The sequence below is a fragment of the Pseudomonas orientalis genome (genome assembly GCF_002934065.1).
Lineage (GTDB): Bacteria > Pseudomonadota > Gammaproteobacteria > Pseudomonadales > Pseudomonadaceae > Aquipseudomonas > Aquipseudomonas orientalis_A.
In genome coordinates this window covers 5,297,876-5,324,062 of record NZ_CP018049.1, presented here as the reverse complement: position 1 = coordinate 5,324,062, position 26,187 = coordinate 5,297,876, and the positions used below count along the sequence as shown (strand labels likewise).

The window sequence follows — 26,187 nt, the reverse complement described above, 5'->3', positions numbered from 1 at the left end:
GGTCGGAGAAATTATATGATTCAGACTCAATCCATGCTCGATGTGGCCGATAACAGCGGCGCTCGCCGCGTTATGTGCATCAAGGTGCTGGGTGGCTCCCATCGTCGTTACGCTGGTATCGGTGACATCATCAAGGTTACCGTCAAGGAAGCAATTCCTCGCGGTAAAGTGAAAAAAGGCCAAGTGATGACTGCTGTTGTAGTCCGCACTCGTCACGGTGTACGCCGTGCTGATGGCTCCATTATCCGCTTTGATGGCAACGCTGCTGTTCTTCTGAACAACAAGCAAGAGCCTATCGGCACCCGTATCTTTGGGCCAGTGACCCGTGAACTTCGTACTGAGAAGTTCATGAAGATCGTCTCGCTCGCCCCAGAAGTGCTGTAAGGAGATCCGACATGCAAAAGATTCGTCGTGACGACGAGATCATCGTGATCGCCGGCAAAGACAAAGGTAAGCGCGGTAAGGTGCTTAAGGTTCTCGCTAATAACCGTCTGGTTATCGGTGGTCTGAACCTGGTCAAGCGTCATACCAAGCCTAACCCGATGTCGGGCGTGCAAGGCGGTATCGTCGAAAAAGAAGCTCCACTGGACGCTTCTAACGTCGCCATTTTCAACGGCGAAACCAACAAGGCTGACCGCGTTGGTTTCAAAGTAGAAGATGGCAAGAAAATTCGTGTCTTCAAGTCGACCCAAAAAGCGGTTGATGCTTGAACACTGCTAGGTAGAAGACCATGGCACGACTAAAAGAGATTTACTGGAAAGAAATCGCACCGAAACTTAAGGAAGAACTTAAGCTTTCGAACGTGATGGAAGTTCCACGCGTTACCAAAATCACCCTGAACATGGGTTTGGGCGAAGCGGTCGGTGACAAAAAAGTCATCGAGCACGCTGTTGCTGACCTGGAAAAGATCACCGGTCAAAAAGTCGTTGTGACTTACGCTCGGAAATCCATCGCTGGCTTTAAAGTCCGCGAAGGCTGGCCGATCGGCGTCAAAGTGACTCTGCGCCGTGAGCGTATGTACGAATTCCTGGATCGTCTGCTGTCGATCTCCCTGCCTCGGGTCCGCGACTTCCGCGGCCTGAATGCCAAGTCCTTCGATGGTCGTGGTAACTACAGCATGGGCGTGAAAGAGCAGATCATCTTCCCGGAAATCGACTACGACAAGATCGATGCTCTCCGCGGTCTGGACATCACCCTGACCACCACTGCCAAGAACGATGATGAAGGTCGCGCCCTGTTGCGTGCTTTCAAATTCCCGTTCCGCAACTGATTGGAGTAGGACCATGGCCAAGATGAGCATGAAAAACCGCGAGCTGAAACGTCAGCTCACGGTTGCCAAGTACGCCAAGAAGCGTGCAGCACTGAAAGCAATCATCGTTGATCTGAACGCAAGTCCAGAAGCGCGTTGGGAAGCTACAGTTGCTCTGCAGAAGCAGCCACGTGACGCAAGCGCTTCGCGCATGCGTAACCGCTGCCGCCTGACCGGTCGTCCACACGGCGTTTACCGCAAGTTCGGCCTCGGCCGTAACAAACTGCGTGAAGCGGCAATGCGTGGTGACGTACCAGGTCTGGTTAAAGCCAGCTGGTAAGTACTTTCAACGCCAAGGTGGTCGGTTTCGCAAGATACTGACCGCCGGTGGCCTTGAATCTGGAACAAGCCCCTTTTGGGGCTTGTTTCATTTCCGGACTGTGTCTAAAATACGCGGCTCGCCTGAGCCCGTGTTTTTTACGCTCGGAAGATTCTCGGCGACATATGTAGCCGCAAGGCTAATTTTTTTGTATTAGGAGCGTCTAGCCCATGAGTATGCAGGACCCGTTAGCGGACATGCTAACTCGTATCCGTAATGCCCAGATGGCTGAAAAGTCCGTCGTAAGCATGCCATCTTCCAAGTTGAAGGTAGCTGTTGCCAAAGTCCTGAAAGACGAAGGCTACATTGCGGGTTATCAGATCAGCAGCGAAATCAAGCCACTGCTGTCCATCGAGCTGAAGTACTTCGAAGGCCGTTCGGTCATCGAGGAAGTGAAGCGCGTTAGCCGTCCAGGCCTGCGTCAGTACAAGTCCGCTGAAGATCTGCCGAAAGTTCGTGGCGGTCTGGGCGTGTCTATCGTCTCCACCAACAAAGGTGTGATGACGGATCGTGCTGCGCGCGCTGCCGGTGTCGGCGGCGAAGTTCTTTGCACTGTGTTCTAAGGGGGGATAAGCATGTCTCGCGTCGCTAAGAACCCCGTTAAGCTGCCAGCCGGTGTCGAAGTCAAATTCGCAGGCCAACAGCTTTCGGTGAAGGGTGCCAAGGGCACTCTTGAACTGAACATCCATTCGTCCGTTGAGATCGTTGAAGAAGCTGGTGAGCTGCGTTTCGCTGCTCGCAATGGCGATCAACAAACTCGCGCAATGGCCGGTACCACGCGTGCGTTGGTAAACAACATGGTCCAAGGCGTGAGCCAAGGCTTCGAGCGTAAGCTCCAGCTGGTCGGTGTTGGTTACAAAGCGCAAGCAAAAGGCACGGTTTTGAACCTGGCCCTTGGCTTCTCGCACCCAGTGGATTACGAACTGCCGGAAGGCATCACCGCTGAGACCCCTAGCCAAACCGATATCCTGATCAAGGGCATCGATAAGCAGCTGGTAGGTCAGGTGGCCGCTGAGATCCGCGACTTCCGTCCACCAGAGCCGTACAAAGGCAAAGGTGTGCGCTACGCGGACGAAGTCGTCCGTCGTAAAGAAGCCAAGAAGAAGTAGGGCATAGCAAATGACCGACAAAAAAGTTACTCGACTGCGTCGCGCTCGCAAAGCACGCCTGAAAATGCACGAACTCGAAGTCGTGCGTCTCTGCGTGTATCGCTCGTCGCAGCACATCTACGCCCAGGTCATCTCGGCCGACGGCAACAAAGTCCTGGCAAGCGCCTCGACTTTGGATAAAGAACTGCGTGATGGTGCCACCGGCAACATCGACGCGGCCACTAAGGTTGGCCAGCTGGTCGCTACACGTGCTAAGGCCGTGGGCGTCTCGCAAGTGGCTTTCGACCGCTCTGGCTTCAAGTACCACGGCCGCGTTAAAGCGCTGGCTGATGCTGCTCGTGAAGCTGGGCTGGAGTTCTAAGTTATGTCAAATAACGACCAAAAGCGCGACGAAGGCTACATTGAGAAGCTGGTTCAAGTTAACCGCGTAGCCAAAACCGTTAAAGGCGGCCGTATCTTCACTTTCACCGCGTTGACCGTGGTAGGTGATGGTAAAGGGCGTGTTGGCTTCGGCCGTGGCAAGTCACGTGAAGTGCCTGCTGCGATCCAGAAGGCAATGGAAGCTGCTCGTCGCAATATGATCCAGGTTGATCTGAACGGCACTACCCTGCAGTACGCAATGAAGTCCGCCCATGGCGCTTCGAAGGTGTACATGCAGCCTGCTTCTGAAGGTACCGGTATCATCGCTGGCGGCGCTATGCGTGCTGTCCTCGAAGTTGCTGGCGTTCAGAACGTTCTGGCCAAGTGCTACGGCTCGACTAACCCGGTAAACGTGGTTCACGCCACTTTCAAGGGTTTGAAAGCTATGCAATCTCCTGAGTCCATCGCTGCCAAGCGTGGCCTGACTGTGAAGGAGATCTTCTGATCATGGCTACCGTTAAAGTAACGCTGATCAAAAGCATGACCGGCCGCATTCCTAACCACAAACTGTGCGTTAAGGGTTTGGGTCTGCGTCGCATCGGTCACACTGTAGAAGTCCAGGATACTCCCGAGAATCGCGGGATGATCAACAAGGCTTACTACATGCTGCGTGTAGAGGGTTAATCGATGAAACTCAATGATCTGAGTCCAGCGCCGGGTTCCCGTCGCGAAAAGCATCGTCCGGGCCGTGGTATCGGTAGCGGTTTGGGTAAGACTGGTGGCCGCGGCCACAAAGGTCAGACCTCCCGCTCCGGTGGCACCATCGCTCCAGGCTTTGAAGGCGGTCAACAGCCGCTGCATCGTCGCCTGCCCAAGTTCGGTTTCGTATCCCTGAAAGCCATGGACCGCGCAGAAGTGCGTCTGTCCGAGCTGGCTAAAGTGGACGGCGACATCGTTACTCTGCAGACCCTGAAAGATGCCAACGTGATCAACGTCAACGTACAGCGTGTGAAAATCATGCTGTCCGGTGAAGTGGCTCGCGCTGTCACTATCGGCAAGGGAATCGGCGCCACCAAAGGTGCGCGTTCGGCTATCGAAGCAGCTGGCGGCAAGTTCGAGGAATAAATGGCTAAGCAAGGTGCTCTCTCAGCGCTCGGCAAAGGCGGTATGTCTGAACTTTGGGCTCGTCTGCGTTTTCTGTTCCTGGCGATTATCGTCTACCGAATAGGCGCACACATCCCGGTTCCAGGTATCAACCCGGACCGACTCGCAGACCTGTTTCGACAGAATGAGGGGACCATTCTTAGCTTGTTCAACATGTTTTCCGGCGGCGCGCTGGAACGGATGAGCATCTTTGCACTGGGGATCATGCCGTACATTTCGGCATCGATCATCATGCAACTGATGACCGCCGTCAGCCCGCAGCTGGAGCAGTTGAAGAAGGAAGGTGAAGCTGGCCGTCGCAAGATTAGCCAGTACACCCGCTACGGCACTGTCGTCCTTGCTCTGGTTCAAGCTATCGGCATGTCCGTTGGCCTGGCAGGGCAGGGCGTTGCGTTCACTGGTGACTTTGGCTTCCATTTCGTCGCGGTATCCACGTTTGTGGCTGGTGCGATGTTCATGATGTGGCTGGGTGAGCAGATTACTGAGCGTGGTGTTGGTAACGGTATCTCGATGTTGATTTTCGCAGGTATCGTCGCCGGTCTTCCGAGAGCAATTGGGCAGTCTTTCGAGTCTGCGCGTCAGGGGGATATCAATATCTTCGCCCTGGTTGCTATCGGTTTGCTGGCAGTAGCGATTATCGGTTTTGTGGTGTTCATTGAGCGTGGTCAGCGTCGTATTGCTGTTCACTACGCCAAGCGTCAGCAGGGCCGTAAGGTGTTTGCTGCGCAGACCAGCCACTTGCCGCTGAAGGTGAATATGGCCGGCGTTATTCCGGCAATTTTCGCGAGCAGCATCTTGCTGTTTCCGGCTTCGTTGGGTACCTGGTTTGGTCAGTCTGAAAATATGGGCTGGCTGCAGGACCTCTCTCAGTCGATCGCTCCTGGTCAGCCGTTGAATATTCTGCTGTTTAGTGCAGGGATTATTTTCTTCTGCTTCTTCTATACGGCGTTGATGTTCAATCCGAAAGACGTAGCGGAAAACCTGAAGAAGTCCGGTGCCTTTATTCCGGGTATTCGTCCGGGTGAGCAGTCTGCGCGCTACATTGATGGCGTTCTGACTCGTTTGACCCTGTTCGGTGCTCTATATATGACGGCCGTCTGTTTGCTTCCCCAGTTCCTGGTGGTTGCGGCAAACGTTCCGTTCTACCTTGGCGGGACCTCGTTGCTGATCGTGGTCGTGGTTGTGATGGACTTCATGTCCCAAGTACAATCGCACCTCGTTTCGCACCAGTACGAATCCCTGATGAAGAAAGCCAACCTGAAGGGCTACGGCAGCGGCATGTTGCGCTGAGTACCCCATAAGGTTCGAGGAGTTGGTGATGAAAGTTCGTGCATCGGTGAAAAAGCTGTGCCGTAACTGCAAGATTATTCGCCGCGAAGGTGTTGTTCGAGTAATTTGCAGCGCGGAACCGCGTCACAAACAGCGCCAAGGCTGAGTGTGATCCGCTTGAAGCCCGGCAGCTAGTGCGCTGCCGGGTTGATTATTTGTTATTACAGCGATATTATCTCGCGCCCTATTTCTTGGCTTCCGGGGCGTAGGTAGCTGTCAATTGGAGTCCCACTGAATGGCCCGTATTGCAGGCGTTAACATTCCAGATAACAAGCACACTGTTATCTCGCTGACCTACATCTATGGTGTTGGTCGCACTACTGCGCAGAAAATTTGCGCAGACACTGGGGTAAACCCAGCCGCAAAGATCAAGGATCTGAGCGACGAGCAGATTGAGCTGTTGCGTGGCGAAGTGGCGAAGTTCACCACTGAAGGTGACCTGCGTCGCGAAATCAACATGAAAATCAAGCGTTTGATGGACCTCGGTTGCTACCGTGGTCTGCGTCATCGTCGTGGTCTTCCAGTGCGCGGTCAGCGTACCAAGACTAACGCGCGTACCCGTAAAGGTCCGCGTAAGCCGATCCGCAAGTAATCGCCCACGCGAATCGACAGGAAAATTATCATGGCAAAACCTGCTGCTCGTCCTCGTAAAAAAGTTAAAAAGACAGTGGTTGATGGCATCGCCCACATCCATGCTTCTTTTAACAACACAATCGTGACCATCACCGACCGTCAAGGTAACGCGCTTTCTTGGGCTACCTCCGGTGGTTCGGGTTTCCGCGGTTCCCGCAAGTCCACCCCGTTTGCTGCTCAAGTAGCTGCTGAACGTGCTGGCCAAGCTGCGCTGGAATACGGCCTGAAAAACCTCGACGTTAACGTCAAAGGTCCAGGTCCAGGTCGTGAGTCTGCTGTCCGTGCTTTGAACGGCTGTGGCTATAAGATCGCCAGCATCACCGACGTGACGCCAATCCCGCACAACGGGTGCCGTCCGCCGAAGAAGCGCCGCGTGTAATCCAGGAGATTGTAAAGAATGGCTCGTTACATTGGTCCAAAATGCAAACTCGCTCGTCGTGAAGGCACCGATCTCTTCTTGAAGAGCGGCGTGCGCGCGATCGAATCGAAGTGCAACATTGAAGCAGCACCTGGTATCCACGGCCAACGCCGCGGTCGCCAGTCCGATTACGGCACCCAACTGCGTGAAAAGCAGAAGGTCCGTCGTATCTACGGCGTTCTCGAGCGTCAGTTCAGCGGCTACTACAAAGAAGCTGCTGGCAAAAAAGGTGCAACCGGTGAAAACCTGCTGCAACTGCTCGAATGCCGTCTGGACAACGTTGTATACCGTATGGGCTTTGGTTCGACTCGCGCCGAATCCCGTCAGCTGGTATCGCACAAATCCGTCAGCGTAAACGGCCAAACCGTTAACGTACCGTCTTACCAGGTTCGTGCTGGTGACGTGGTCGCGATTCGCGAGAAAGCAAAAAACCAACTTCGCATTGTCCAAGCTCTCGATCTGTGTGCCCAACGTGGCCGCGTAGAATGGGTAGAAGTAGACACTGAGAAGAAGTCGGGCGTTTTCAAGAACGTTCCTGCTCGCAGTGATCTGTCCGCCGACATCAACGAAAGCCTGATTGTCGAGCTCTACTCCAAGTAAGGGCTAGAAAATAGGTGCATCCATGCAGATTTCGGTAAATGAGTTCCTGACACCCCGCCACATTGATGTGCAGGTTGTCAGTCCAACCCGCGCTAAAATTACTCTCGAGCCTCTCGAGCGTGGTTTTGGCCACACCCTGGGCAACGCGCTGCGCCGCATCCTGTTGTCCTCAATGCCCGGCTGTGCAGTAGTCGAGGCCGAGATTGACGGTGTGCTCCACGAGTACAGCGCCATCGAAGGTGTACAGGAAGACGTAATTGAAATCCTGTTGAACCTTAAAGGTCTGGCTATCAAGCTGCACGGCCGTGACGAAGTTACGCTGACCTTGTCGAAGAAGGGTTCGGGGGTGGTTACCGCTGCCGATATTCAGCTGGATCATGATGTCGAGATCGTTAATCCCGATCACGTAATCGCTAACCTGGCGTCTAACGGCGCCCTGAACATGAAGCTCACCGTAGCTCGTGGTCGTGGTTATGAACCGGCCGACTCGCGTCAGAGCGATGAAGACGAAAGCCGCAGCATTGGTCGCTTGCAGCTTGACTCTTCGTTCAGCCCGGTTCGCCGTATCGCATACGTGGTGGAAAACGCCCGTGTCGAGCAGCGTACTAACCTGGACAAGCTGGTTATTGATCTGGAAACCAACGGTACTCTGGATCCTGAAGAGGCTATCCGCCGCGCTGCAACCATTCTGCAACAGCAGTTGGCTGCGTTCGTCGACCTCAAGGGTGACAGCGAACCAGTGGTAATCGAGCAGGAAGACGAGATCGATCCGATCCTGCTTCGCCCGGTTGACGATCTGGAACTGACTGTACGTTCGGCTAACTGCCTTAAGGCGGAAAACATCTACTACATCGGCGACCTGATTCAGCGTACCGAAGTAGAGCTGTTGAAGACTCCGAACCTTGGCAAGAAATCCTTGACTGAAATCAAGGACGTTCTGGCCTCCCGCGGTCTGTCCCTCGGCATGCGCCTCGACAACTGGCCGCCTGCAAGTCTTAAGAAGGACGACAAGGCGACTGCCTGATCGTCGTAATCACCGAACGTGAGTTTGGTAAGGAATGAACCATGCGTCATCGTAAAAGTGGTCGTCACCTGAGCCGTACCAGCTCGCACCGCAAGGCCATGTTCCAAAACATGGCGGTGTCGCTGTTCGAGCACGAGCTGATCAAAACTACACTGCCGAAAGCTAAAGAACTGCGTCGCGTTGCTGAGCCGCTGATCACTTTGGCCAAGACAGACAGCCTGGCTAACCGCCGTCTGGCTTTCGACCGTACTCGTTCGAAAGCTATCGTTGGTAAGCTCTTCAACGACCTGGGCAAGCGTTATGCTACCCGTGAGGGTGGCTACCTGCGCATCCTCAAGTGCGGCTTCCGCACTGGCGACAACGCGCCTATGGCGTACGTCGAGTTGGTTGATCGTGCTACTGCTGGCGAAGCTGTAAGCGCCGAGTAAGACGACAGTCTGTAACGAAGAACCGGGCCTGGCGCCCGGTTTTTTGTGCGCGTAATAAAAGCGCATTAGGTCCAGGTTTCCCGGAGACGCTGGGTGAGATGGGCGTTGGCTCGGTTGGTAGTAATTTTCTATTGAAGCCTACAATTTAATAAATTTGTAGGTGTCATGTTGTTGATTGATACTCCCTCCAAGCCGATTAGCCGGCAGTTCCAAGCCAGACCTGAGGAAATTGCGCATGAGCCAGAATAAAGTCCTTACGACCGCCAGCGGTGCACCCGTTGCGGATAATCAGAATTCCCGTTCTGCCGGCCCCCGTGGCCCGCTGCTGCTCGACGACTTCCACCTGATCGAGAAGCTCGCTCACTTCAACCGTGAAAATATTCCGGAGCGCCGTGTACACGCCAAAGGTTCGGGCGCCTACGGTACGTTCACCGTCACCCGAGACATCACTCAATACACCAGCGCCAAGCTGTTCGAGTCAGTGGGTAAGCAGACCCCGACCTTCCTGCGTTTCTCTACTGTAGGTGGTGAACGCGGTTCGGCTGACACTGAGCGCGACCCACGTGGCTTCGCCTTGAAGTTCTACACCGAGGAAGGCAACTGGGACATCGTCGGCAACAATACGCCTGTGTTCTTCATCCGTGACCCGCTGAAATTCCCGGATTTCATCCACACCCAAAAGCGTCTGCCGCAGAGCAACCTGAAAAGCGCACAGATGATGTGGGACTTCTGGTCGCACTCCCCAGAGGCGCTGCACCAGGTCACCATCCTGTTCTCGGACCGTGGCATCCCGGATGGCTACCGCCACATGCACGGCTTCGGCAGCCACACCTACAGCCTGATCAATGCCAACGGCGAGCGGCACTGGGTGAAATGGCACTACAAGACCCAGCAAGGCATCAAGAACCTGGCGCCGGCTGAAGCTGCGCGCCTGGCGGGTACCGATCCTGACTATGCCCAGCGCGATCTGTTCGGCGCCATTGAACGTGGCGATTTCCCAAAATGGCGCGTTTGCATCCAGATCATGACCGAGGCTCAAGCGAACGCTCACTACGAAAACCCGTTTGACGTCACCAAGACCTGGTCGCAAAAAGAATTCCCACTGATCGAGGTGGGCGAGCTGGAACTCAACCGCAACCCGCAGAACTACTTCGCCGAAGTGGAACAGGCCGCGTTCGGCCCAAGCAATATGGTTCCAGGCGTTGGCCTGTCGCCGGACCGTATGCTGCAAGGTCGCGTCTTTGCCTACGCAGATGCTCACCGGTACCGTGTTGGCACCAATCACCAGCAACTGCCGGTGAATGCTCCACGTAACCCGGTCAACAGCTACCAGCGTGACGGTTCGATGGCCTTTGGCAGTAATGGTGGCGCTGCGCCTAACTACGAGCCAAACAGCTACGCCGATGCGCCAAAGCAGGCGCCACAGTACGCGGAGCCTGCACTGGCCTTGAGCGGCGCGGCTGATCGTTACGATCACCGCGAAGACACTGATTACTACAGCCACGCCGGTGCACTGTTCCGCTTGATGAATGACGAGCAGAAAGCGCTGCTGACCAGCAACATCGCCGGTGCGATGGGCGGTGTTTCCAGTGATGTGGTCCAGCGTCAGTTGCAGCACTTCTATAAAGCGGATCCCGCTTATGGAGAAGCAATCGCAAATGCACTGGGTGTATCGCTTAACTGACTCTAAACGATAAGCAGAACCGCCCTCATTTGGGCGGTTTTTGCGTTATTTCAGCTACTTTTCTCCGGAAATCTTCGCTTTTCTGCCGTTGATCCCGTGACCTTCAGGTCAGCATGGTTCAAACTACAGACTTTCAAGCAGGGAGATGTAGGGCGATGCAAGGTCACCCCGACGTAATCGATTACCTCAACACGTTGCTGACGGGCGAACTGGCAGCTCGTGACCAATATTTCATCCATTCGCGTATGTACGAAGACTGGGGCTTTACCGAGCTCTATGAACGTATTAACCATGAGATGGAAGAAGAGGCGCAGCACGCTGACGCACTGATGCGTCGTATCCTCATGCTCGAAGGCACGCCGCGCATGCGTCCCGACGACCTGGATGTGGGCACCACAGTGCCTGACATGCTCGCTGCCGACCTTCGTCTCGAATACAAGGTCCGTGCCGCGCTTTGCAAGGGCATTGAGCTGTGCGAGCAGCACAACGACTATGTGACTCGCGAGATCCTGCGCGTGCAGTTGAATGACACCGAAGAAGATCATACCTACTGGCTGGAAAAGCAGTTGGGTCTGATCAAGCTGATTGGCCTGGAAAACTACCTGCAATCGCAGTTCTGATTCAGGCTACGAAAAAGCCCCTGCCGCCGATGAGGTGACAGGGGCTTTTTATCGGGCCCGGTAAATCAGGCCCGGTCGCGCTCCAGCAACGGCTTCAGATAGTAGCCAGTATGGGATTGCGACATCTCGGCAACTTGCTCCGGTGTACCCACAGCAATGATCTGCCCGCCCTTGGAACCGCCTTCCGGCCCCAGGTCCACCAGCCAGTCGGCGGTCTTGATCACATCCAGATTGTGTTCAATCACCACCACCGTATTGCCGTGATCGCGCAAGCGATGCAGCACGTCCAGCAGTTGCTGAATATCCGCAAAGTGCAGGCCAGTGGTTGGCTCATCAAGGATATACAAGGTTTTGCCTGTATCCCGTTTGGACAACTCACGCGACAACTTCACCCGCTGCGCTTCACCACCCGACAGCGTGGTCGCCGACTGCCCCAGCTTGATATAAGACAGGCCGACATCCATCAATGTCTGCAGCTTGCGCGCCAACGCCGGAACCGCGTCGAAGAACACCCGAGCTTCCTCGATGGTCATCTCCAGGGTTTCGTGAATGTTCTTGCCCTTGTATTTGATTTCCAGGGTTTCACGGTTATAGCGCTTGCTCTTGCACACATCGCACGGCACATAGATATCCGGCAGGAAGTGCATCTCGACCTTGATCAAGCCATCGCCCTGGCAGGCTTCACAGCGACCGCCCTTGACGTTGAACGAGAACCGGCCCGGCCCGTAGCCGCGTGAGCGGGATTCCGGAACACCGGCGAACAACTCGCGAATCGGCGTGAACAGCCCGGTGTAAGTCGCCGGGTTGGACCGCGGCGTACGGCCAATCGGGCTCTGGTCGATGTCGACCACCTTGTCCAGATGCTCCAGGCCCTTGATGCTGTCGTGGGCCGCCGCTTCCAGGGTGGTAGCGCCGTTCAGGGCGGTGGCACTGAGTGGGAACAACGTGTTGTTGATCAGCGTCGACTTGCCCGAGCCGGAAACCCCGGTCACACAGGTCAGCAGGCCCAGGGGGATTTCCAGATCCACATTGCGCAAGTTGTTGCCACGAGCACCCTTGAGGTGCAACGCCATCTTCTTGTTGCGCGGCGTGCGCTTGGCCGGCACCGCAATTTTCACGCGGCCCGACAGGTATTTGCCGGTCAGTGAGTCCGGATGCGCCATGACTTCGGCAGGCGTGCCCTCGGCGACAATGTGTCCGCCATGCACACCCGCGCCGGGGCCGATATCGACCACGTAATCCGCCAGGCGAATGGCGTCCTCATCGTGCTCGACCACAATCACCGTGTTGCCAATATCGCGCAGGTGTTTCAGTGTACCCAGCAAGCGATCGTTGTCGCGTTGATGCAAGCCGATCGACGGCTCATCGAGGATGTACAACACGCCCACCAGTCCCGCGCCGATCTGGCTGGCCAGGCGAATCCGCTGGGCCTCGCCGCCCGACAGAGTATCGGCGCTGCGGTCCAGCGACAGATAGTCCAGGCCAACGTTGACCAGGAACTGCAGACGCTCGCGGATTTCCTTGAGGATCTTATCGGCAATCTCCCCACGGCGGCCGGTCAGCTTGAGCACACCGAAGTACTCACAGGCATCGCCGATTGGCAGGTTGGTCACCGCCGGCAACGTCTTCTCGCCAACCCACACATGCCGCGCTTCGCGGCGCAGGCGAGTGCCACGGCAATCAGGGCAAGGTTGGGTGCTGAGGAATTTCGCCAACTCTTCACGCACGCTGGCCGATTCGGTCTCGCGGTAACGGCGCTCCAGGTTCGGCACGATGCCTTCGAACGGGTGGGAGCGCTTGACGATATCGCCACGGTCGTTCAGGTACTTGAAGTCGACGTTCTGCGAACCGCTGCCGTTAAGGATGACCTTCTGCTGGTCCGCCGGCAGTTGGTTGAACGGCACTTCGAGGCTGAACTTGTAGTGCGACGCCAACGACCCCAGCATCTGGAAGTAGTAGACGTTGCGCCTGTCCCAGCCACGAATCGCCCCCTCCGCCAACGTCAGGTCGCCGTTGACCAGGCGCTTGATGTCGAAGAACTGCTTGACGCCCAGGCCGTCACAGGTCGGGCAGGCGCCGGCCGGGTTGTTGAAGGAAAACAGCTTGGGTTCCAGTTCGCTGATGGCATGGCCGCAGATCGGGCAGGCAAAGCGCGCGGAGAAGATGATTTCTTCGCCCGGCTCGTCGTCCATCGGCGCGACCAGGGCGATACCGTCGGCCAGCTTCAGTGCGGTCTCGAAGGATTCCGCCAGGCGCTGCTGCAGGTCGGCACGCACCTTGAAGCGGTCGACCACCACATCGATGGAGTGCTTCTTCTGCTTGTCGAGCTTGGGCGCTTCATCCAGCTCATAAAGCTTGCCGTTGATGCGGGCGCGCACGAAACCTTGCGCCCGCAGCTCCTCAAAGACCGACAGGTGTTCGCCCTTGCGCTCGCGGATGACGGGCGCCAGCAGCATCAGCTTGGCGCCTTCCGGCTGGGCCAGCACCAGGTCAACCATCTGGCTGACGGTCTGGGCTTCCAGCGGAATATCGTGGTCCGGGCAGCGTGGAATACCCACGCGTGCATACAGCAGACGCAGGTAATCATAGATTTCGGTAATGGTGCCCACGGTGGAGCGCGGGTTATGGGACGTCGATTTCTGCTCGATGGAAATGGCCGGCGACAAACCTTCGATGGTGTCGACGTCGGGCTTTTCCATCATGGACAGGAACTGGCGGGCATAGGCCGACAGCGATTCCACATAGCGACGCTGGCCTTCGGCATACAGCGTGTCGAACGCCAGGGACGATTTGCCCGAACCGGACAGGCCGGTGATGACGATCAGTTTGTCCCGGGGCAGGGTCAGGTCGATGTTCTTCAGGTTGTGGGTTCTAGCCCCACGAATCAGGATCTTGTCCAAGATGGCCTCGCACGGCGGGCGTAAATAATGCCGGAGTATACGGCTAAAGACTGGATGAATATACACTGTCAAAAGGCCGCTTGCAGCCTTACATGAAAGCTGCGCGGCAAAGCGCCGCATATACCCTCTCAATCGATGGGACTGGTAGAATCGCCGCCGGTTCACACGAGGTTTTTCCATGCACGATCCCCACAGCGAACGCATGAGTAGCGGCGAGACCCGAGCGGCAAGCGGTCTGGCCCTGGTGTTCGCCTTCCGTATGCTGGGCATGTTTATGGTGTTGCCGGTGCTGGCGACCTATGGAATGGATCTCGCAGGCGCGACCCCCGCATTGATCGGCCTGGCGATTGGCGCCTATGGCCTGACCCAGGCGATCTTCCAGATCCCGTTCGGCATCATTTCCGACCGGATCGGCCGTCGCCCGGTGATTTACCTGGGGCTGATCGTGTTCGCCCTGGGCAGTGTGCTCGCGGCGCAGTCGGATTCGATCTGGGGTGTGATCGCCGGACGTATCCTGCAAGGCGCCGGGGCGATTTCCGCGGCGGTGATGGCATTGCTGTCGGACCTGACCCGCGAACAGCATCGCACCAAGGCCATGGCCATGATCGGCATGACCATCGGCCTGTCGTTTGCCGTGGCGATGGTGGTCGGCCCGCTGCTGACGCGCGCCTTCGGCCTGCACGGGTTGTTCCTGGCCACCGGCGGCATGGCGTTGTTCGGTATCCTGATCGTGGCCTTTATGGTGCCGCGCTCCACCGGCACGCTGCAGCACCGTGAATCGGGTGTTGCGCGCAAGGCGCTGTTGCCCACGCTCAGGCATCCGGACCTGCTGCGCCTGGATTTAGGTATCTTCGTGTTGCACGCAATGCTGATGTGCAGCTTCGTCGCCTTGCCCCTGGCGCTGGTGGAAAAAGCCGGTTTGCCCAAGGAGCAGCACTGGTGGGTCTACCTGACCGCCCTGTTGATTTCGTTTTTCGCCATGATCCCGTTCATCATCTACGGCGAGAAAAAACGCAAAATGAAACGAGTTCTGCTCGGCGCCGTCGCGACATTGATGCTCACTGAACTATTCTTCTGGCAGTTCGGCGACAGCTTGCGGGCGCTGGTGATCGGCACGGTGGTGTTCTTCACCGCATTCAACCTGCTGGAGGCGTCATTGCCGTCGCTGATCAGCAAGGTTTCACCGGCCGGGGGCAAGGGCACGGCGATGGGCGTGTATTCCACCAGCCAGTTCCTCGGTTCGGCGCTGGGCGGGATCATGGGCGGCTGGATGTTCCAGCATGGCGGTTTGTCGGTTGTGTTCCTCGGATGCGCCGGGCTGGCTGCACTTTGGCTGGTCTTTGCTGTTACCATGCGCGAACCTCCGTATGTGACGAGCCTACGCCTGCCGTTATCGCCTGAAGCGATGCGCGAAGCCGGCTTGGCCGAGCGCCTGAAGGCCGTCGTTGGAGTAACGGACGCAGTAGTGGTCGCAGAAGAAACTGCGATTTACATCAAATTGGACACCGAATTATTGGATCGCGCGACGCTCGAGCACCTGGTCAACCCAGTGCCGACAGCGCGCCCAGCCTAGGAGAACGTTATGGCCCGTGGGGTTAACAAAGTCATATTGGTCGGTACATGCGGCCAGGATCCCGAAGTTCGCTACCTGCCTAACGGTAATGCCGTGACCAACCTGAGTCTGGCGACCAGCGAACAGTGGACCGATAAGCAGACCGGCCAGAAGGTCGAGAAAACCGAATGGCACCGTGTGTCGATGTTCGGCAAAGTGGCCGAGATCGCCGGTGAGTACCTGCGCAAAGGTTCGCAGGTCTACATCGAAGGCAAGCTGCAAACCCGCGAGTGGGAAAAAGACGGCATCAAGCGTTACACCACCGAAATCGTGGTCGATATGCAAGGCACCATGCAACTGCTGGGCGGCCGTCCACAGGGCGACCAACAGGGCCAGGGCGGCATGTCCAACTCGGCACCGCGTCCACAGCAATCGCGTCCGCAGCCAAGCCAGCAGCCTCAGCGTGAGTCGCGTCCAGCGCCACAACAGGCCGCACCGCAGCCGGCTCCGGATTTCGACAGCTTTGATGACGATATCCCGTTCTAGGCCAACTCGTCGCAACGGTTAGCCAAAAAATAAAGCCCCTGTTTATTTACCGGGGCTTTATTTTTGCCTGAAATACAGCCTGGCAATTCATGGCGCTGACGGGTGAGTCGGGGATGGCAAGACATAACAGGAGTTGAATCGTGAGCACTGATACGTCCGCTTCGGACCAAGCCCTCGAATCATATCGAGAGTCTATTCAGGATGCTGAAAAACGCGTTCAGGAGCTGCTTGAGAAGGTCCAGTGCCTGGAAAGGAACCAGGCGTCTCAATTGATCAATCTGAAATACGAGCTGAGTAAAGATATTCTCGAGCAAGCCAATGCACCGATTACCCGGGCGACGCAGGCACTCGCGTTCATCATTTCGGTGCTCGTGGTGGCGGGGTCCGCGCTGACGTATTTTATCAGCAGCAATTTGCAGACAACGTTTGAAACGCAGATGAAACAGCGTGTTGAATCGTGGCTCTCGTTGGAGAGCGAATCATCAATCGCCAGCAAGACGCTGGACGCGTACCGTACCCGCGCGTTGCTCGACTCCTACATGATCCAATTGGCCCGACGAAAAGCCCGCGGGGAGTCGATGGTGAACCTGGATTTCAAAAAGGGCGACCAAAACCGCCTCCTGACGATCATCGAATCCAGAGACGCGGATAACGCGGATTTTTTTGATGCGCTAAAACTGCTGTCTGTCGCTCGTGGCGGTTGGGCGTTCGGTGCGCGGAATGACTCTGTAAGTCAGCGCCTGAGGGCGCTCTTTCTGGATGCTGACTTCGATATCAATCGTAAACTCTACATCCTCGAAATCATGGATCGCGATGAAGGGTTGAAGCCCGTCGCAATTGGCATTCTGAAGACTGCCGAGCAGCCGCAGCCTTTCAGGTTCCAGGCCTTCAAGATGTTGCAGAATGAACGTCTGAATTCTGAAGGCGGCGCATTGGCCCACCGCTACGCGCTTGAGCAGTTGGAGGCGGCTCAGGAGCCCGATCACACTTTGGCTGTGGTGCAATATCTGGCAAAAGTCGACCCTTTCAATCCTGCACTGATGGTCTTTTTGCAGCAGCTTGAAAAACAGCCGCGAGCCGCGCGCATCACGTTGCGCACCGCAATTGCTGCTGGCTGGATCAGCTTGCTGCCACATCCTTACTTCCAGTCGATAGGCGATCTTGATCCAGCCAACCCACCGACTGATCGGGTAAAGCTTCGCCGAATGATTGCCGAGAACCTCTCCTTGGCCATGGCTGATGGGCTGGGGTTGGGCGTGCTTGAAAGTATTTCCGCAAAGCCGGGACTTTTTCTGCAATTCACACACACCTCCGGCTCGGTCGCACAGGTCGATTTTCCTCTTGAGCGGTTATTCGAAGATACGCAGTTATTGAGTGTTTTATTCAAACTGGAACAAGCGAAAGGCTTGGATACATTCGCACGCTTTTTCAATACGGTTCATCGCGATGAGGTCGTCACCAGCCTGCGTATGGTCTTGCCTGTCGAAGCCTTTGAGCCAACTCAGAGGCAAGCCTTGGGAGAGCAGGTGGAAGTCAGTTTAAAGATCTCACCTCAGGGCACTGCGTTCTATCGGTGGACGGATAAAAACGGGGATGTACATCAGCAGCCATTGTCCGGTGCCCTTGAACCCCAGAGCATCAAGGTTGTATATGAACGCGATTATTTGATCTTCAAGGCCCCTGATGACGGGTGGATGTTTTAGCCTGGCAGCTGAATTCGGTGCCGTTACTGGAATCCTGTTTTTATGGAGAACCCTCAATGACATGGTCCGCCAAGCAGTACACGATGTTCGAGCAGCAACGCACGCGTCCCGTTCGCGACCTGGTGGCAGCGATTCCCAATACCGATGTGGCCACGGCCGTCGATCTGGGCTGTGGCCCCGGCAATTCCACCCAGGTGTTGGCCGAGCGTTTTGCACAGGCCCACATTACCGGCTTGGACAGTTCCGATGACATGCTGCGCGACGCCCGCCAGCGCCTGCCGGCCTTGAGCTTCGAACTGGCGGATATCGGCGCATGGGCGCCCGCGCAGCAGTTCGACGTGATTCTCGCCAATGCGTCCCTGCAATGGCTGCCTGACCACGCCACGCTCTATCCGCGCATGGTCAACCAACTGACCCCCGGCGGCACGTTGGCGGTGCAGACGCCGGACAACCTCGACGAGCCTGCCCACCGGCTCGCCCGTGAGGTCGCAGCGCAGGGGCCATGGGCCGCGAAGATCGGCGCGGTCAAGCATAACGAGCGGCATTCGGCGAGCTATTACTTCGAACTGCTGAACCGGCATTGCAGCACCGTCGATGTCTGGCGTACCACCTACCACCACCCGTTGGCAGATCACGGGGCAGTGGTGGAGTGGTTCAAGGGTTCAGCGCTGCGGCCTTTCCTGGCGCCACTGAGCGACGACGAAAAAGCCGCTTTCCTGCAGGCGTACCAGGCACGGATCATCCAGGCTTATCCAGCCCTGGCGGATGGCACGGTACTGCTGCCATTCCCGCGCCTGTTTATCATCGCCACGCGCTGACCGCGCCGAGCGGCGGTCAAGCCACCGCCGCTTGGGCTTTCAAATAGTCTTCCGTCGACACCACACTCGCATAGCCGAAGGCCAACGCGGCCATGTACGCGCCATGCACCTGCGCGGCGGGAATCACCTGCCCATTGAATTCCTGGTCGCGGGTAGCGCACGCGTCATGAATGACCGTGACCTTGTAGCCCAAGTCCGCCGCTGCTCGCACCACGGCGTCGATGCACATATGGCTCATGCTGCCGACCACGACCACATCAGTAATGCTGCGCTGTTCCAGCAATTGGCGCAGGTTGGTCTGGCGAAAGGCATTCACGAAGTGCTTGAGCACCACCGGCTCGTTATCCCGGTTCAGCACTTTGGCATGCAAGTGCGCGCCTTCGGAGCCTGGCGTGAAGAATGGCGCATCATCGCCTGCGAACTCATGACGTACATGGATCACCGCATCCCCCGCCTGACGAAAAGCCTGCAGCACCTGCGCAGCGTTGTCCGCAGCGGCCTCCACGCCATCAAGCGGCCACTTGCCGTGGGGGAAGTAGTCGTTCTGGATATCGATCAGGATGAGTGCTTGCTTGGCCATGTGTGTTGCCTCGTAATGGGTTGATGGGCCCAGTATCTTAGCTGGCGCCGACGCCGGACATTGGCTGCACCGACAATAACAGGGGGAAAACTGACAATGGACGTGTTTGAGCTGGGCATATTGATCTACCCGGGCGCGCAATTGGCCGCCGTGCATGGCTTGACCGATTTGTTTGGTGTCGCCAATCGCATTGTCGCTGAGCACCCATCCGCGCAATTGCCGACGTTGCGGGTCAGCCATTGGCAGGTCGATAAGCAAGGCACGCCTGTGCGGGTGTTCGATACCCAGCCTGGCGCCGACCTGACCATGGCTGCCGTGCTGGTGCCTCCCTCGGTGGGCAACTTCAGTGAAGAGCAGACGCCCCCCGCGTTGCTCGAATGGCTGCGCCAGCAGCACGCGGCAGGCACGGTGCTCGCAGGCGTGTGCATCGGTTCGATCATGCTCGCGCGCAGCGGCTTGCTGAACGGGCGTCGCGCCACCGCCCACTGGTCGTCCGCCGCCAGCTTCGCCACCCGCTATCCGGCCGTACGCCTGGAGGCGGACAAACCCATCGTCGATGACGGCGACCTGATCACCACCGCCGGGCTGATGGCCTGGTCCGAGTTGGGTCTGCGCCTGGTCGAGCGTTTGCTGGGGCCGAGCATCGCCGCCGATACCGCGCGTTTTCTGGTGATTGAACACAGTGACAGCGCCAGTCAATGCGCCAGTAACTTCGCGCCGATCTTCGGGCATGGCGACGCTGCGATTCTAAAGGTTCAGCATTGGCTGCAAGCCAGCGGCGCGGTGGAGGTGTCCATCGCGGCCATGGCGCAAGAGGCGGGCCTGGAGGAACGTACTTTCCTGCGCCGCTTTCGCAGCGCCACCGGGTTGAAACCGACCGAGTACTGTCAGCACCTGCGCGTGGGCAAGGCGCGGCAACTGCTTGAGCTCACCAATGGCACCATTGACCATATTGCATGGACAGTGGGCTACCAGGACCCCGGCGCCTTTCGCACCACTTTCAAGAAAATCACGGGCCTGACCCCCAGTGACTACCGCAGCCGTTTCGGCGTGTGAATCGTGCAGAACGCCGCGTGCTGCCATAGGCATCGTGCAGAATGACGCAGGCTAACTGATATCGCATTTTCGGCAACCGATTGATTTTAAAAAGATCTTATCCAGCGCGACCTTGGCCTGATCCCTGCTACGCTCTTGCTACACACATGGCCGGATGCCAAGGGGGACGCATGACCCCGATTTTCCGTAAAAAACTGGTGCTCTCTCACTCAACACGCAGCGGCGCACCCCAGCATGAAGTGGAGACCAATCGCGCCCTGGCGCGTTGGCTGGCGCAGATACTGGGGCTCACGTTCGGCGGCAGCTATGATCCACAGAAGCACACCGACCGCGATATATACCTACTTCCCACACAAACCCTTGTGGGCCCAGCCCAGGCAAGGGCGCTCAATATCAAAGGCTCGCAGGACCTGTGGGGCGGCTACGTCGACCATGCATTTATCTGCACCAAAGCCATCACTCATGGCCTGTTAAGCCCCCACGCCAAGGCGCCCGAGGGTTGGTCGCCGCTGTTTTGCGAGCGCGTGCGCGATGTCGTCCTTGATGGCTTGAGCGTCTTTGCGCTGGAAGACGCACGGCCAGCCGCGACCCGTTTGCTCTACAGCGGGCCGATTCGCTTGAAGCCCGTAAACGCCTGCGCGGGACGCGGGCAAGAGGTGATCCGCAGCCTCGACGAATTCGATGCCCTGCTGGCGCGTCCCGAAGCCGCCGCAATGTTCAATGATGGGGTGGTGCTGGAACAAGACCTGCAGGACGTAGTCACTCACAGTGTGGGCCAAAGCTTTATCGGCGATCACGTCTTCAGTTACTGCGGAGAGCAATACCTGACCCGGGACGGGCAGGGCGAGGAGGTCTACGGCGGCTCCAAACTGCTGGTGGTGCCCGGTGGCTACGACGACTTGCTCGCTCTGGCTCTGCCGGACGATGTACGCGAAGCCGTCAGGCAAGCGCAGGTCTTCGACAAGGCTGCCGATGAAGCCTACCCCGGCTTCTATGCCTCGCGGCGCAACTACGACATCGCCCAGGGGCTGGACAGCGACGGCCAACGCCGCAGTGGCGTGCTCGAACAGTCCTGGCGCATGGGCGGGGCCAGCAGCGCGGAAGTCGCGGCGCTGCAGAGCTTCGTCAACCACCCCGGCTTGCGCGCGATCCGCGTGGCCTCGGTGGAAACCTATGTGGATCGGACGTTACCGGCAGACGCCATCGAGGTGTACCGCGGCCCGGCTGAAAACAGCGACTTTCTCCTCAAATATGTGACGGTTAACGCTTATGACGGCTAGAAGCGAGAGCATCGCAATCGACATTGATGACGAACAGATGAGCGGGACCTTCCTCAGCCCCAAATCCAAAGTGCCGGGCGTGTTGTTTGTGCACGGTTGGGGCGGCAGCCAGGAGCGCGACCTGGAGCGCGCCAAAGGCATCGCGGGGCTGGGTTGCGTGTGTCTGACCTTCGACCTGCGCGGCCATGCCGGCACGGGTATCCCGCTTTCGCGAGTGACCCGTGAAGACAACCTGCGCGACCTGTTGGCCGCCTATGACCGCCTGTTGTCTCACCCCGCCATCGACACCTCGGCGGTGGCGGTGGTGGGCACCAGCTATGGGGGCTACCTGGCGGCGATCCTCACCTCATTGCGCCCGGTGCGCTGGCTGGCGTTGCGAGTGCCTGCGCTGTACCGAGATCAGGAATGGCTCAAGCCCAAGCGTGACCTGGATAAAGCCGACCTGATGGATTACCGCAGTACGCTGGTGCAGGCCGAAACCAACCGGGCCCTGCATGCCTGCGCCAAATTCAGCGGCGATGTGCTGATCGTCGAGTCGGAGACCGACGACCACGTGCCCCACGCCACCATCATGAGTTACCGCGCGGCCTGCCAGAATACCCATTCCCTGACCCACCGCATCATCGATGGCGCCGACCATTCATTGAGCGACCCGGTGTCGCAACAGGCCTACACCTCGATCCTGGTGGACTGGATTACCGAGATGGTAGTGGGTGAACGGCTGAGCATCATTCAATCCCGCTAGTGCGCTAAGCGGGTGTCTTCTTCACCCGCAACGCCTTGGCCTTCGCTTCCACCCCCAAATACATCACCAGCGCGATCAACAACGGGCAAATGAAATAGATCGCCCGATAGGCAATCAACCCGGCCAGCAGACTGCCGCGCGACGCCTCATGCTGCAGCAGCCCGATAAACACCGCTTCCAGCACCCCAAGGCCCGCTGGAATATGCGTGAGCACCCCGGCAATCGCGCTGATCAGCAGCACCCCCAGTACCAGCGGATAATCCAGTTTCGCCGGCAACAGCGTGAAAATCACCGCCGCCATCAGCGACCAGTTCAATGCGCCCAACATCAATTGCAAGCACGCCATGCGCAGCGATGGCAGGTTGATTTCCATGCCGCGAATCGTCCACGCACGTTTTTTCGAAAACTGGCAGGCCACCAGGTAACCGAGGCTCGCCAGCACCAACAGCGCACCGATGCCTTGCAATGCCGTAGTGCTGACCTTCCAGCCCGGCGGCATGGTGACCAGGCCGCTGCTGAAGATCACGCCCGAGATCGCCATATAGCCGAACCAGTTGGTTGCCAGGCTCAGCCCCAGGATCTTGGCGATATTGCCGGTGCTCACCCCCAGTCGCGAATACAGCCGATAACGCATGGCAATGCCGCCCACCCACGCGCTCAGGTTGAGGTTGAACGCGTAACTGATGATGCCCACCGGCAGGATCTGCTTCCAGCGCAAGGGCTGGCGAATGTAGGTGCGGCCGATCAGGTCGAAGCAGGCGTACACAATAAAGCTGCACACCGTCAGCGCGCCGGCGATCAGCAGGGTGCGCACCTTGAATTCGCTCAACGTCTGCAGCACTTCGCTCCAGTCGATGCGTCGTGCAAGCAAGGTGAACAACACGATCAGCAGCACAAAGAACGCAAGGGTCAGGGGCTTCTTCCAGCGCTGGAATCGCGAGCCGTTTTTTTCAGACGTCATGGGCCGGACTCTCGATGGGTTTCAAACGCGGCTTGTGTGCCGGCAGCCAGCCGGTGAGGGCGGGGAAGTGACGCATCACGTGAAAGACCAGGAAGCCCACGGTCAGGCGCCACAACCACAGGCGCGGTTTGCGTTTTGCCGGCATGGTCTGGCAATGGTCCCTGGCGAGCGCTTCCAGGCTCTCGTACAACTGCTGATTGAACGCCCGGTCGCGAATCAGCACATTGGCTTCAAGGTTCAATGCCAGGCTCAACGGGTCCAGGTTGCTTGAGCCTACGGTGCTCCAGTCATCGTCTATCAAAGCCACCTTGCCGTGCAGCGGGCGCTGGCAGTACTCGTGAATGACCACGCCGTCCTTGAGCAGATAGTCATACAGCATGCGCGCCGCCAGCTTGGCGAGCAGCACATCCGGTTGGCCCTGCATGATCAATTGCACGTGCACGCCACGGCGCGCGGCGTTGCGGATTTCACGCAGCAGGCGGTAGCCAGGGAAGAAATACGCGTTGGCAATCACGGCGCGCGTACGCGCTTTGCTCAAGGCGTGAATATAGGCTTCTTCGATGTCATCGCGATGCTGCACGTTGTCGCGATAAATCAGGCGTACCAGACCGTTTTCGTCAGACGTTGCCCATGGCGTAGGACGTTGCTCGCGCCGCCGCCATCCACGCCGCGTGCGCACCTGGCGACCACTTTGCGCCAGGGCGAAGTGGTGCAGGTCGGCCACCGCCGGGCCAACGATTTGCACCGCATAGTCCTGCTTGGCTTCAGGGCCGAAGTCACCCAGATGGTCGGCGGAAAAGTTGATACCGCCGATGAACGCCACGCTGGCATCCACCACCACGATTTTGCGGTGCAGGCGCCGGAACCAGTTGGTGCGGATACCCAGCGTCTTCGAGGCCGGATCGAACATCTGCACCACCACCCCGGCCTCGGCCAGCTCGCGCAAAAATGCCGTGCTCAGTTCGCCGCAACCAAAGCCATCCAGGCTGGCCACCACCTTCACTCCGCGCTGCGCGGCTTCGATCAGGATGGCTTTGAGCTCAAAGCCGACCTTGTCCTCGAAGAGGATAAACGTCTCAAGCAGAATCTCGCGCTGCGCCGCGCGCATGGCCTCGAACACCTTGGGAAAGTAGGCCTCGCCATTTTCCAGCAACTCGATGCGGTTGCCGCTCTGCCAGCCGTAGTCGAGGTCGCGCGCCTTGGCATCATCCGGCGGCTGGTCGGTGGCGATATGTTCTACAGCAACGTTCATAGCTCAATCTCCACCGACAGCGGCACATGGTCAGACAAATGGGACCAGGGGCGCGTGGTCAGCACCCGGGGGTTATGCACCTTCAGATTGCGCACATAAATGCGGTCCAGCGGCAACAAGGGCAGGCGCGCGGGAAAGGTGCGTGCCGGTTTGCCTAAGGTCTGCACGAAGACTTCCTCAAGGCCGCTTTGGCTCAGGTCGGCGCGCTGGCGCCAGTCGTTGAAATCGCCGGCGACCACCACCGGTGCGTCGGCCGGGATCTCGCTGATGCGCTGCTCCAGCAAGCGCAATTGCTGCTGGCGATGCACTTCACGCAGGCCCAGGTGGATGCAGATCGCATGCACTTCCTGCCCGCTGCCCGGCAGGCGCAGGACGCAATGCAGCAGGCCGCGGTTTTCGTGGCCGCTCTGGGAGATGTCGAGGTTGTCGTGGCGGATGATCTGGAATTTCGACAGCAACGCGTTGCCGTGGTCGCCATGGGGGTAGACCGCGTTGCGCCCGTAGGCGAACTGCGGCCAGATGCTGTCGGCGAGAAACTCGTACTGCGGCATCTTCGGCCAGTCGCTGTAGCGCTGCGGATGCTGCTCGTGGGTGCCATGGATTTCCTGCAGGAACACCATGTCGGCGCCCACGCTGCGCACGGCTTCGCGCAATTCGGGCAGGATGAAACGCCGATTCAAGGCGGTGAAACCCTTGTGGATATTGACCGTCAGCACGGTAAAGCGAGTAATGGGGGCAGTGGGTGTGATGGGAATCAACTCCGGCTGGGTCATGGCAGCACTCCAGGTTCCGGCAATTGCCCCGGCGCTGTCGCCAGGTGCTTGTCCAGATCGAAGCGCTGCAACAATTGACGGGCATCGAAAGGCGCACGCACCTTGATGTCGTTATCGAAAAAGCAGAACACGTCGCGCTGTTTGCGCGCGCGTGGCTTGTGTTGCGGGTCGATCAACTGCGCATCCGCGGGCTGCTTGCCGTGCCGCCAACGCTCGATGCGCTCGCCCCAGCGCGCGAGGGCGTCGTCGGTGTAGCCACTGGCGTACAACTGCTTGTCGCCATGCAGGCGCAGGTACAGGAAGTTGGCGGTGACGTCTTCGGCATACGGCCACTTGCCAGCAGTGTCCGCCACCACCAGGGCGACCCCGTACTTGTCCAGCAACTGCACAAACTCCGGCACCGCAAAGCTTTTGTGGCGAATTTCCACCGCATGGCGCAACGGTTGCTTGCCGTAGGCCTTCATGCTCGCCTTGCCATTCAGACGTGGCTCATGCTGATGGGCGAGGGCGGCGGCCTGCAAGGTGGTGGTGGGCAGTTCGGCCAGAAAGGCTTCGAACAGGGGCGGGTCGAACTTGAAACTGGGCGGGAACTGCCAGAGGATCGGCCCAAGCTTGTCCTTGAGCTCCAGCACCCCGGACGCGAAGAAATTCGCCATGGGCTTGTGTACATCGCGCAGGCGCAGGATGTGGGTGATATAGCGCGGGGCCTTGACGCTGAACATGAACCCTTCGGGCGTGTCGGCATACCACTCGGCGTAGCGCTTGGGGGTTTGCAGCGCGTAGAACGAACCGTTGATTTCGATCGCATTGACGGCGCGTGAGGCAAACTGCAACTCGCGTTTCTGGGTCAAGCCTTCGGGGTAGAAATCGCCCCGCCAGGGCGTATAGCGCCAGCCGGAAATGCCGATGTGAATCGCCGCCATGCTTACTCCCGTTGATCCAGGGTCGATTGCCCCGCGTTTTGGGATGACTACGATCTTTGGCCGAAAGTTTCCACATTCCTACAGGCGGTAGAGGGGCAGGA

The 26,187-nt window shown here is 58.1% G+C and carries 32 protein-coding genes; 26 read left to right on the top strand and 6 right to left on the bottom strand.

What is annotated here, in order from left to right; genetic code table 11:
- The first annotated feature begins 15 nt into the window (after positions 1-15).
- The 19 genes from rplN (at position 16) to bfr (ending at position 10,997) form a co-directional block, all read left to right on the top strand.
- The gene (rplN, locus tag BOP93_RS24060; protein ID WP_002555479.1) at positions 16-384 is read left to right on the top strand and encodes a 50S ribosomal protein L14; all 369 of its coding nucleotides are present in this window, start codon (positions 16-18) and stop codon (positions 382-384) included.
- Positions 385-395: 11 nt separating this feature from the next.
- On the top strand, positions 396-710 hold the full coding sequence (rplX, locus tag BOP93_RS24055) for a 50S ribosomal protein L24 (protein ID WP_003176416.1): 315 nt from the start codon (positions 396-398) through the stop codon (positions 708-710).
- 20 nt (positions 711-730) lie between these two features.
- Positions 731-1,270, top strand: coding sequence for a 50S ribosomal protein L5 (gene rplE / locus BOP93_RS24050; RefSeq protein WP_003176415.1), 540 nt, complete (start codon positions 731-733; stop codon positions 1,268-1,270).
- A gap of 13 nt (positions 1,271-1,283) precedes the next feature.
- Positions 1,284-1,589 (top strand): 30S ribosomal protein S14, encoded by a 306-nt coding sequence (gene rpsN, locus BOP93_RS24045; protein ID WP_003176414.1) that lies wholly within the window; start codon positions 1,284-1,286, stop codon positions 1,587-1,589.
- Positions 1,590-1,798: 209 nt separating this feature from the next.
- Positions 1,799-2,191 (top strand): 30S ribosomal protein S8, encoded by a 393-nt coding sequence (gene rpsH, locus BOP93_RS24040; RefSeq protein ID WP_003176413.1) that lies wholly within the window; start codon positions 1,799-1,801, stop codon positions 2,189-2,191.
- 12 nt (positions 2,192-2,203) lie between these two features.
- A complete protein-coding gene (rplF, locus tag BOP93_RS24035; RefSeq protein WP_003176412.1) occupies positions 2,204-2,737 on the top strand; it encodes a 50S ribosomal protein L6 in 534 nt (177 codons plus the stop codon).
- Between the two features lie 10 nt (positions 2,738-2,747).
- Positions 2,748-3,098 carry a 50S ribosomal protein L18 gene (rplR, locus tag BOP93_RS24030; RefSeq protein ID WP_017135964.1) on the top strand — a complete coding sequence of 117 codons (351 nt, stop codon included), beginning with the start codon at positions 2,748-2,750 and terminating at the stop codon, positions 3,096-3,098.
- Positions 3,099-3,101: 3 nt separating this feature from the next.
- Positions 3,102-3,602, top strand: coding sequence for a 30S ribosomal protein S5 (rpsE, locus tag BOP93_RS24025; RefSeq protein WP_003176409.1), 501 nt, complete (start codon positions 3,102-3,104; stop codon positions 3,600-3,602).
- Between the two features lie 2 nt (positions 3,603-3,604).
- On the top strand, positions 3,605-3,781 hold the full coding sequence (gene rpmD, locus BOP93_RS24020; protein WP_003176408.1) for a 50S ribosomal protein L30: 177 nt from the start codon (positions 3,605-3,607) through the stop codon (positions 3,779-3,781).
- Between the two features lie 3 nt (positions 3,782-3,784).
- Positions 3,785-4,222: a 50S ribosomal protein L15 gene (gene rplO / locus BOP93_RS24015; protein WP_060755285.1), complete on the top strand. Its 438-nt coding sequence runs from the start codon at positions 3,785-3,787 to the stop codon at positions 4,220-4,222.
- Complete coding sequence (secY, locus tag BOP93_RS24010; RefSeq protein ID WP_003194637.1) at positions 4,223-5,551, top strand: preprotein translocase subunit SecY; 1,329 nt, start codon at positions 4,223-4,225, stop codon at positions 5,549-5,551.
- Positions 5,552-5,579: 28 nt separating this feature from the next.
- Entirely contained in the window at positions 5,580-5,696 is a 117-nt protein-coding gene (gene rpmJ, locus BOP93_RS24005) for a 50S ribosomal protein L36 (RefSeq protein WP_002555468.1), read from the top strand.
- 129 nt (positions 5,697-5,825) lie between these two features.
- Positions 5,826-6,182 carry a 30S ribosomal protein S13 gene (gene rpsM, locus BOP93_RS24000; RefSeq protein WP_003210063.1) on the top strand — a complete coding sequence of 119 codons (357 nt, stop codon included), beginning with the start codon at positions 5,826-5,828 and terminating at the stop codon, positions 6,180-6,182.
- A gap of 30 nt (positions 6,183-6,212) precedes the next feature.
- Entirely contained in the window at positions 6,213-6,602 is a 390-nt protein-coding gene (gene rpsK, locus BOP93_RS23995; RefSeq protein WP_002555466.1) for a 30S ribosomal protein S11, read from the top strand.
- 18 nt (positions 6,603-6,620) lie between these two features.
- Positions 6,621-7,241, top strand: coding sequence for a 30S ribosomal protein S4 (gene rpsD, locus BOP93_RS23990; RefSeq protein ID WP_003210056.1), 621 nt, complete (start codon positions 6,621-6,623; stop codon positions 7,239-7,241).
- A gap of 22 nt (positions 7,242-7,263) precedes the next feature.
- Positions 7,264-8,265, top strand: a complete 1,002-nt coding sequence (locus tag BOP93_RS23985; protein ID WP_003176403.1) for a DNA-directed RNA polymerase subunit alpha — start codon at positions 7,264-7,266, stop codon at positions 8,263-8,265.
- 41 nt (positions 8,266-8,306) lie between these two features.
- Positions 8,307-8,693, top strand: coding sequence for a 50S ribosomal protein L17 (gene rplQ / locus BOP93_RS23980; protein WP_007918448.1), 387 nt, complete (start codon positions 8,307-8,309; stop codon positions 8,691-8,693).
- Positions 8,694-8,928: 235 nt separating this feature from the next.
- Entirely contained in the window at positions 8,929-10,377 is a 1,449-nt protein-coding gene (locus BOP93_RS23975) for a catalase (protein ID WP_104504881.1), read from the top strand.
- Between the two features lie 155 nt (positions 10,378-10,532).
- Positions 10,533-10,997 (top strand): bacterioferritin, encoded by a 465-nt coding sequence (bfr, locus tag BOP93_RS23970; RefSeq protein ID WP_003176400.1) that lies wholly within the window; start codon positions 10,533-10,535, stop codon positions 10,995-10,997.
- A gap of 65 nt (positions 10,998-11,062) precedes the next feature.
- Here bfr and uvrA read toward each other — a convergent pair whose 3' ends face one another.
- Complete coding sequence (gene uvrA / locus BOP93_RS23965) at positions 11,063-13,897, bottom strand: excinuclease ABC subunit UvrA (RefSeq protein WP_065888412.1); 2,835 nt, start codon at positions 13,895-13,897, stop codon at positions 11,063-11,065.
- Between the two features lie 178 nt (positions 13,898-14,075).
- Here uvrA and BOP93_RS23960 point away from each other — a divergent pair, with 178 nt between their 5' ends.
- The 4 genes from BOP93_RS23960 to tam all read left to right on the top strand — a co-directional run bounded on the left by BOP93_RS23960 (position 14,076) and on the right by tam (position 18,516).
- Positions 14,076-15,470, top strand: coding sequence for an MFS transporter (locus BOP93_RS23960; RefSeq protein WP_104504880.1), 1,395 nt, complete (start codon positions 14,076-14,078; stop codon positions 15,468-15,470).
- A 9-nt stretch (positions 15,471-15,479) separates the two neighbouring features.
- On the top strand, positions 15,480-15,995 hold the full coding sequence (locus BOP93_RS23955; RefSeq protein ID WP_003232445.1) for a single-stranded DNA-binding protein: 516 nt from the start codon (positions 15,480-15,482) through the stop codon (positions 15,993-15,995).
- A 140-nt stretch (positions 15,996-16,135) separates the two neighbouring features.
- Complete coding sequence (locus BOP93_RS23950) at positions 16,136-17,698, top strand: hypothetical protein (RefSeq protein WP_104504879.1); 1,563 nt, start codon at positions 16,136-16,138, stop codon at positions 17,696-17,698.
- Between the two features lie 56 nt (positions 17,699-17,754).
- Entirely contained in the window at positions 17,755-18,516 is a 762-nt protein-coding gene (tam, locus tag BOP93_RS23945; RefSeq protein ID WP_104504878.1) for a trans-aconitate 2-methyltransferase, read from the top strand.
- A gap of 16 nt (positions 18,517-18,532) precedes the next feature.
- On the opposite strand, the gene BOP93_RS23940 is transcribed toward tam, so the two are convergent.
- A complete protein-coding gene (locus tag BOP93_RS23940; RefSeq protein WP_104504877.1) occupies positions 18,533-19,096 on the bottom strand; it encodes a cysteine hydrolase family protein in 564 nt (187 codons plus the stop codon).
- 96 nt (positions 19,097-19,192) lie between these two features.
- On the opposite strand from BOP93_RS23940, the gene BOP93_RS23935 reads away from it, so the two are divergent.
- The 3 genes from BOP93_RS23935 to BOP93_RS23925 all read left to right on the top strand — a co-directional run bounded on the left by BOP93_RS23935 (position 19,193) and on the right by BOP93_RS23925 (position 22,177).
- Entirely contained in the window at positions 19,193-20,152 is a 960-nt protein-coding gene (locus BOP93_RS23935) for a GlxA family transcriptional regulator (protein ID WP_104504876.1), read from the top strand.
- 170 nt (positions 20,153-20,322) lie between these two features.
- A complete protein-coding gene (locus BOP93_RS23930; protein ID WP_104504875.1) occupies positions 20,323-21,432 on the top strand; it encodes a DUF3182 family protein in 1,110 nt (369 codons plus the stop codon).
- Positions 21,422-22,177: an alpha/beta hydrolase family protein gene (locus tag BOP93_RS23925; RefSeq protein WP_065891609.1), complete on the top strand. Its 756-nt coding sequence runs from the start codon at positions 21,422-21,424 to the stop codon at positions 22,175-22,177. Before BOP93_RS23930 ends, BOP93_RS23925 begins: the two co-directional genes overlap by 11 nt.
- Before the next feature lie 4 nt (positions 22,178-22,181).
- Here the strand turns inward: BOP93_RS23925 and BOP93_RS23920 are convergent, their stop codons facing one another.
- Genes BOP93_RS23920 through BOP93_RS23905 form a run of 4 tightly spaced genes read right to left on the bottom strand, consistent with a single transcriptional unit; the run spans position 22,182 to position 26,086 of the window.
- Positions 22,182-23,138 carry a lysylphosphatidylglycerol synthase domain-containing protein gene (locus BOP93_RS23920; protein ID WP_065888406.1) on the bottom strand — a complete coding sequence of 319 codons (957 nt, stop codon included), beginning with the start codon at positions 23,136-23,138 and terminating at the stop codon, positions 22,182-22,184.
- Positions 23,128-24,390: a cardiolipin synthase ClsB gene (gene clsB, locus BOP93_RS23915; protein WP_104504874.1), complete on the bottom strand. Its 1,263-nt coding sequence runs from the start codon at positions 24,388-24,390 to the stop codon at positions 23,128-23,130. Before clsB ends, BOP93_RS23920 begins: the two co-directional genes overlap by 11 nt.
- Complete coding sequence (locus BOP93_RS23910; protein WP_065891611.1) at positions 24,387-25,163, bottom strand: endonuclease/exonuclease/phosphatase family protein; 777 nt, start codon at positions 25,161-25,163, stop codon at positions 24,387-24,389. The genes clsB and BOP93_RS23910 overlap by 4 nt, the downstream gene beginning before the upstream one ends.
- Positions 25,160-26,086 carry a DUF72 domain-containing protein gene (locus BOP93_RS23905; protein WP_104504873.1) on the bottom strand — a complete coding sequence of 309 codons (927 nt, stop codon included), beginning with the start codon at positions 26,084-26,086 and terminating at the stop codon, positions 25,160-25,162. Before BOP93_RS23905 ends, BOP93_RS23910 begins: the two co-directional genes overlap by 4 nt.
- Between the last annotated feature and the right edge of the window lie 101 nt (positions 26,087-26,187).

Bases quoted from the DNA above. Each gene is read 5' to 3' on its own strand.
- rplN (WP_002555479.1), top strand. From the start codon at position 16: ATGATTCAGACTCAATCCATGCTCGATGTGGCCGATAACAGCGGCGCT.
- rplX (WP_003176416.1), top strand. From the start codon at position 396: ATGCAAAAGATTCGTCGTGACGACGAGATCATCGTGATCGCCGGCAAA.
- rplE (WP_003176415.1), top strand. From the start codon at position 731: ATGGCACGACTAAAAGAGATTTACTGGAAAGAAATCGCACCGAAACTT.
- rpsN (WP_003176414.1), top strand. From the start codon at position 1,284: ATGGCCAAGATGAGCATGAAAAACCGCGAGCTGAAACGTCAGCTCACG.
- rpsH (WP_003176413.1), top strand. From the start codon at position 1,799: ATGAGTATGCAGGACCCGTTAGCGGACATGCTAACTCGTATCCGTAAT.
- rplF (WP_003176412.1), top strand. From the start codon at position 2,204: ATGTCTCGCGTCGCTAAGAACCCCGTTAAGCTGCCAGCCGGTGTCGAA.
- rplR (WP_017135964.1), top strand. From the start codon at position 2,748: ATGACCGACAAAAAAGTTACTCGACTGCGTCGCGCTCGCAAAGCACGC.
- rpsE (WP_003176409.1), top strand. From the start codon at position 3,102: ATGTCAAATAACGACCAAAAGCGCGACGAAGGCTACATTGAGAAGCTG.
- rpmD (WP_003176408.1), top strand. From the start codon at position 3,605: ATGGCTACCGTTAAAGTAACGCTGATCAAAAGCATGACCGGCCGCATT.
- rplO (WP_060755285.1), top strand. From the start codon at position 3,785: ATGAAACTCAATGATCTGAGTCCAGCGCCGGGTTCCCGTCGCGAAAAG.
- secY (WP_003194637.1), top strand. From the start codon at position 4,223: ATGGCTAAGCAAGGTGCTCTCTCAGCGCTCGGCAAAGGCGGTATGTCT.
- rpmJ (WP_002555468.1), top strand. From the start codon at position 5,580: ATGAAAGTTCGTGCATCGGTGAAAAAGCTGTGCCGTAACTGCAAGATT.
- rpsM (WP_003210063.1), top strand. From the start codon at position 5,826: ATGGCCCGTATTGCAGGCGTTAACATTCCAGATAACAAGCACACTGTT.
- rpsK (WP_002555466.1), top strand. From the start codon at position 6,213: ATGGCAAAACCTGCTGCTCGTCCTCGTAAAAAAGTTAAAAAGACAGTG.
- rpsD (WP_003210056.1), top strand. From the start codon at position 6,621: ATGGCTCGTTACATTGGTCCAAAATGCAAACTCGCTCGTCGTGAAGGC.
- BOP93_RS23985 (WP_003176403.1), top strand. From the start codon at position 7,264: ATGCAGATTTCGGTAAATGAGTTCCTGACACCCCGCCACATTGATGTG.
- rplQ (WP_007918448.1), top strand. From the start codon at position 8,307: ATGCGTCATCGTAAAAGTGGTCGTCACCTGAGCCGTACCAGCTCGCAC.
- BOP93_RS23975 (WP_104504881.1), top strand. From the start codon at position 8,929: ATGAGCCAGAATAAAGTCCTTACGACCGCCAGCGGTGCACCCGTTGCG.
- bfr (WP_003176400.1), top strand. From the start codon at position 10,533: ATGCAAGGTCACCCCGACGTAATCGATTACCTCAACACGTTGCTGACG.
- BOP93_RS23960 (WP_104504880.1), top strand. From the start codon at position 14,076: ATGCACGATCCCCACAGCGAACGCATGAGTAGCGGCGAGACCCGAGCG.
- BOP93_RS23955 (WP_003232445.1), top strand. From the start codon at position 15,480: ATGGCCCGTGGGGTTAACAAAGTCATATTGGTCGGTACATGCGGCCAG.
- tam (WP_104504878.1), top strand. From the start codon at position 17,755: ATGACATGGTCCGCCAAGCAGTACACGATGTTCGAGCAGCAACGCACG.
- BOP93_RS23940 (WP_104504877.1), bottom strand. From the start codon at position 19,096: ATGGCCAAGCAAGCACTCATCCTGATCGATATCCAGAACGACTACTTC.
- BOP93_RS23935 (WP_104504876.1), top strand. From the start codon at position 19,193: ATGGACGTGTTTGAGCTGGGCATATTGATCTACCCGGGCGCGCAATTG.
- BOP93_RS23930 (WP_104504875.1), top strand. From the start codon at position 20,323: ATGACCCCGATTTTCCGTAAAAAACTGGTGCTCTCTCACTCAACACGC.
- BOP93_RS23925 (WP_065891609.1), top strand. From the start codon at position 21,422: ATGACGGCTAGAAGCGAGAGCATCGCAATCGACATTGATGACGAACAG.
- BOP93_RS23920 (WP_065888406.1), bottom strand. From the start codon at position 23,138: ATGACGTCTGAAAAAAACGGCTCGCGATTCCAGCGCTGGAAGAAGCCC.
- clsB (WP_104504874.1), bottom strand. From the start codon at position 24,390: ATGAACGTTGCTGTAGAACATATCGCCACCGACCAGCCGCCGGATGAT.
- BOP93_RS23910 (WP_065891611.1), bottom strand. From the start codon at position 25,163: ATGACCCAGCCGGAGTTGATTCCCATCACACCCACTGCCCCCATTACT.
- BOP93_RS23905 (WP_104504873.1), bottom strand. From the start codon at position 26,086: ATGGCGGCGATTCACATCGGCATTTCCGGCTGGCGCTATACGCCCTGG.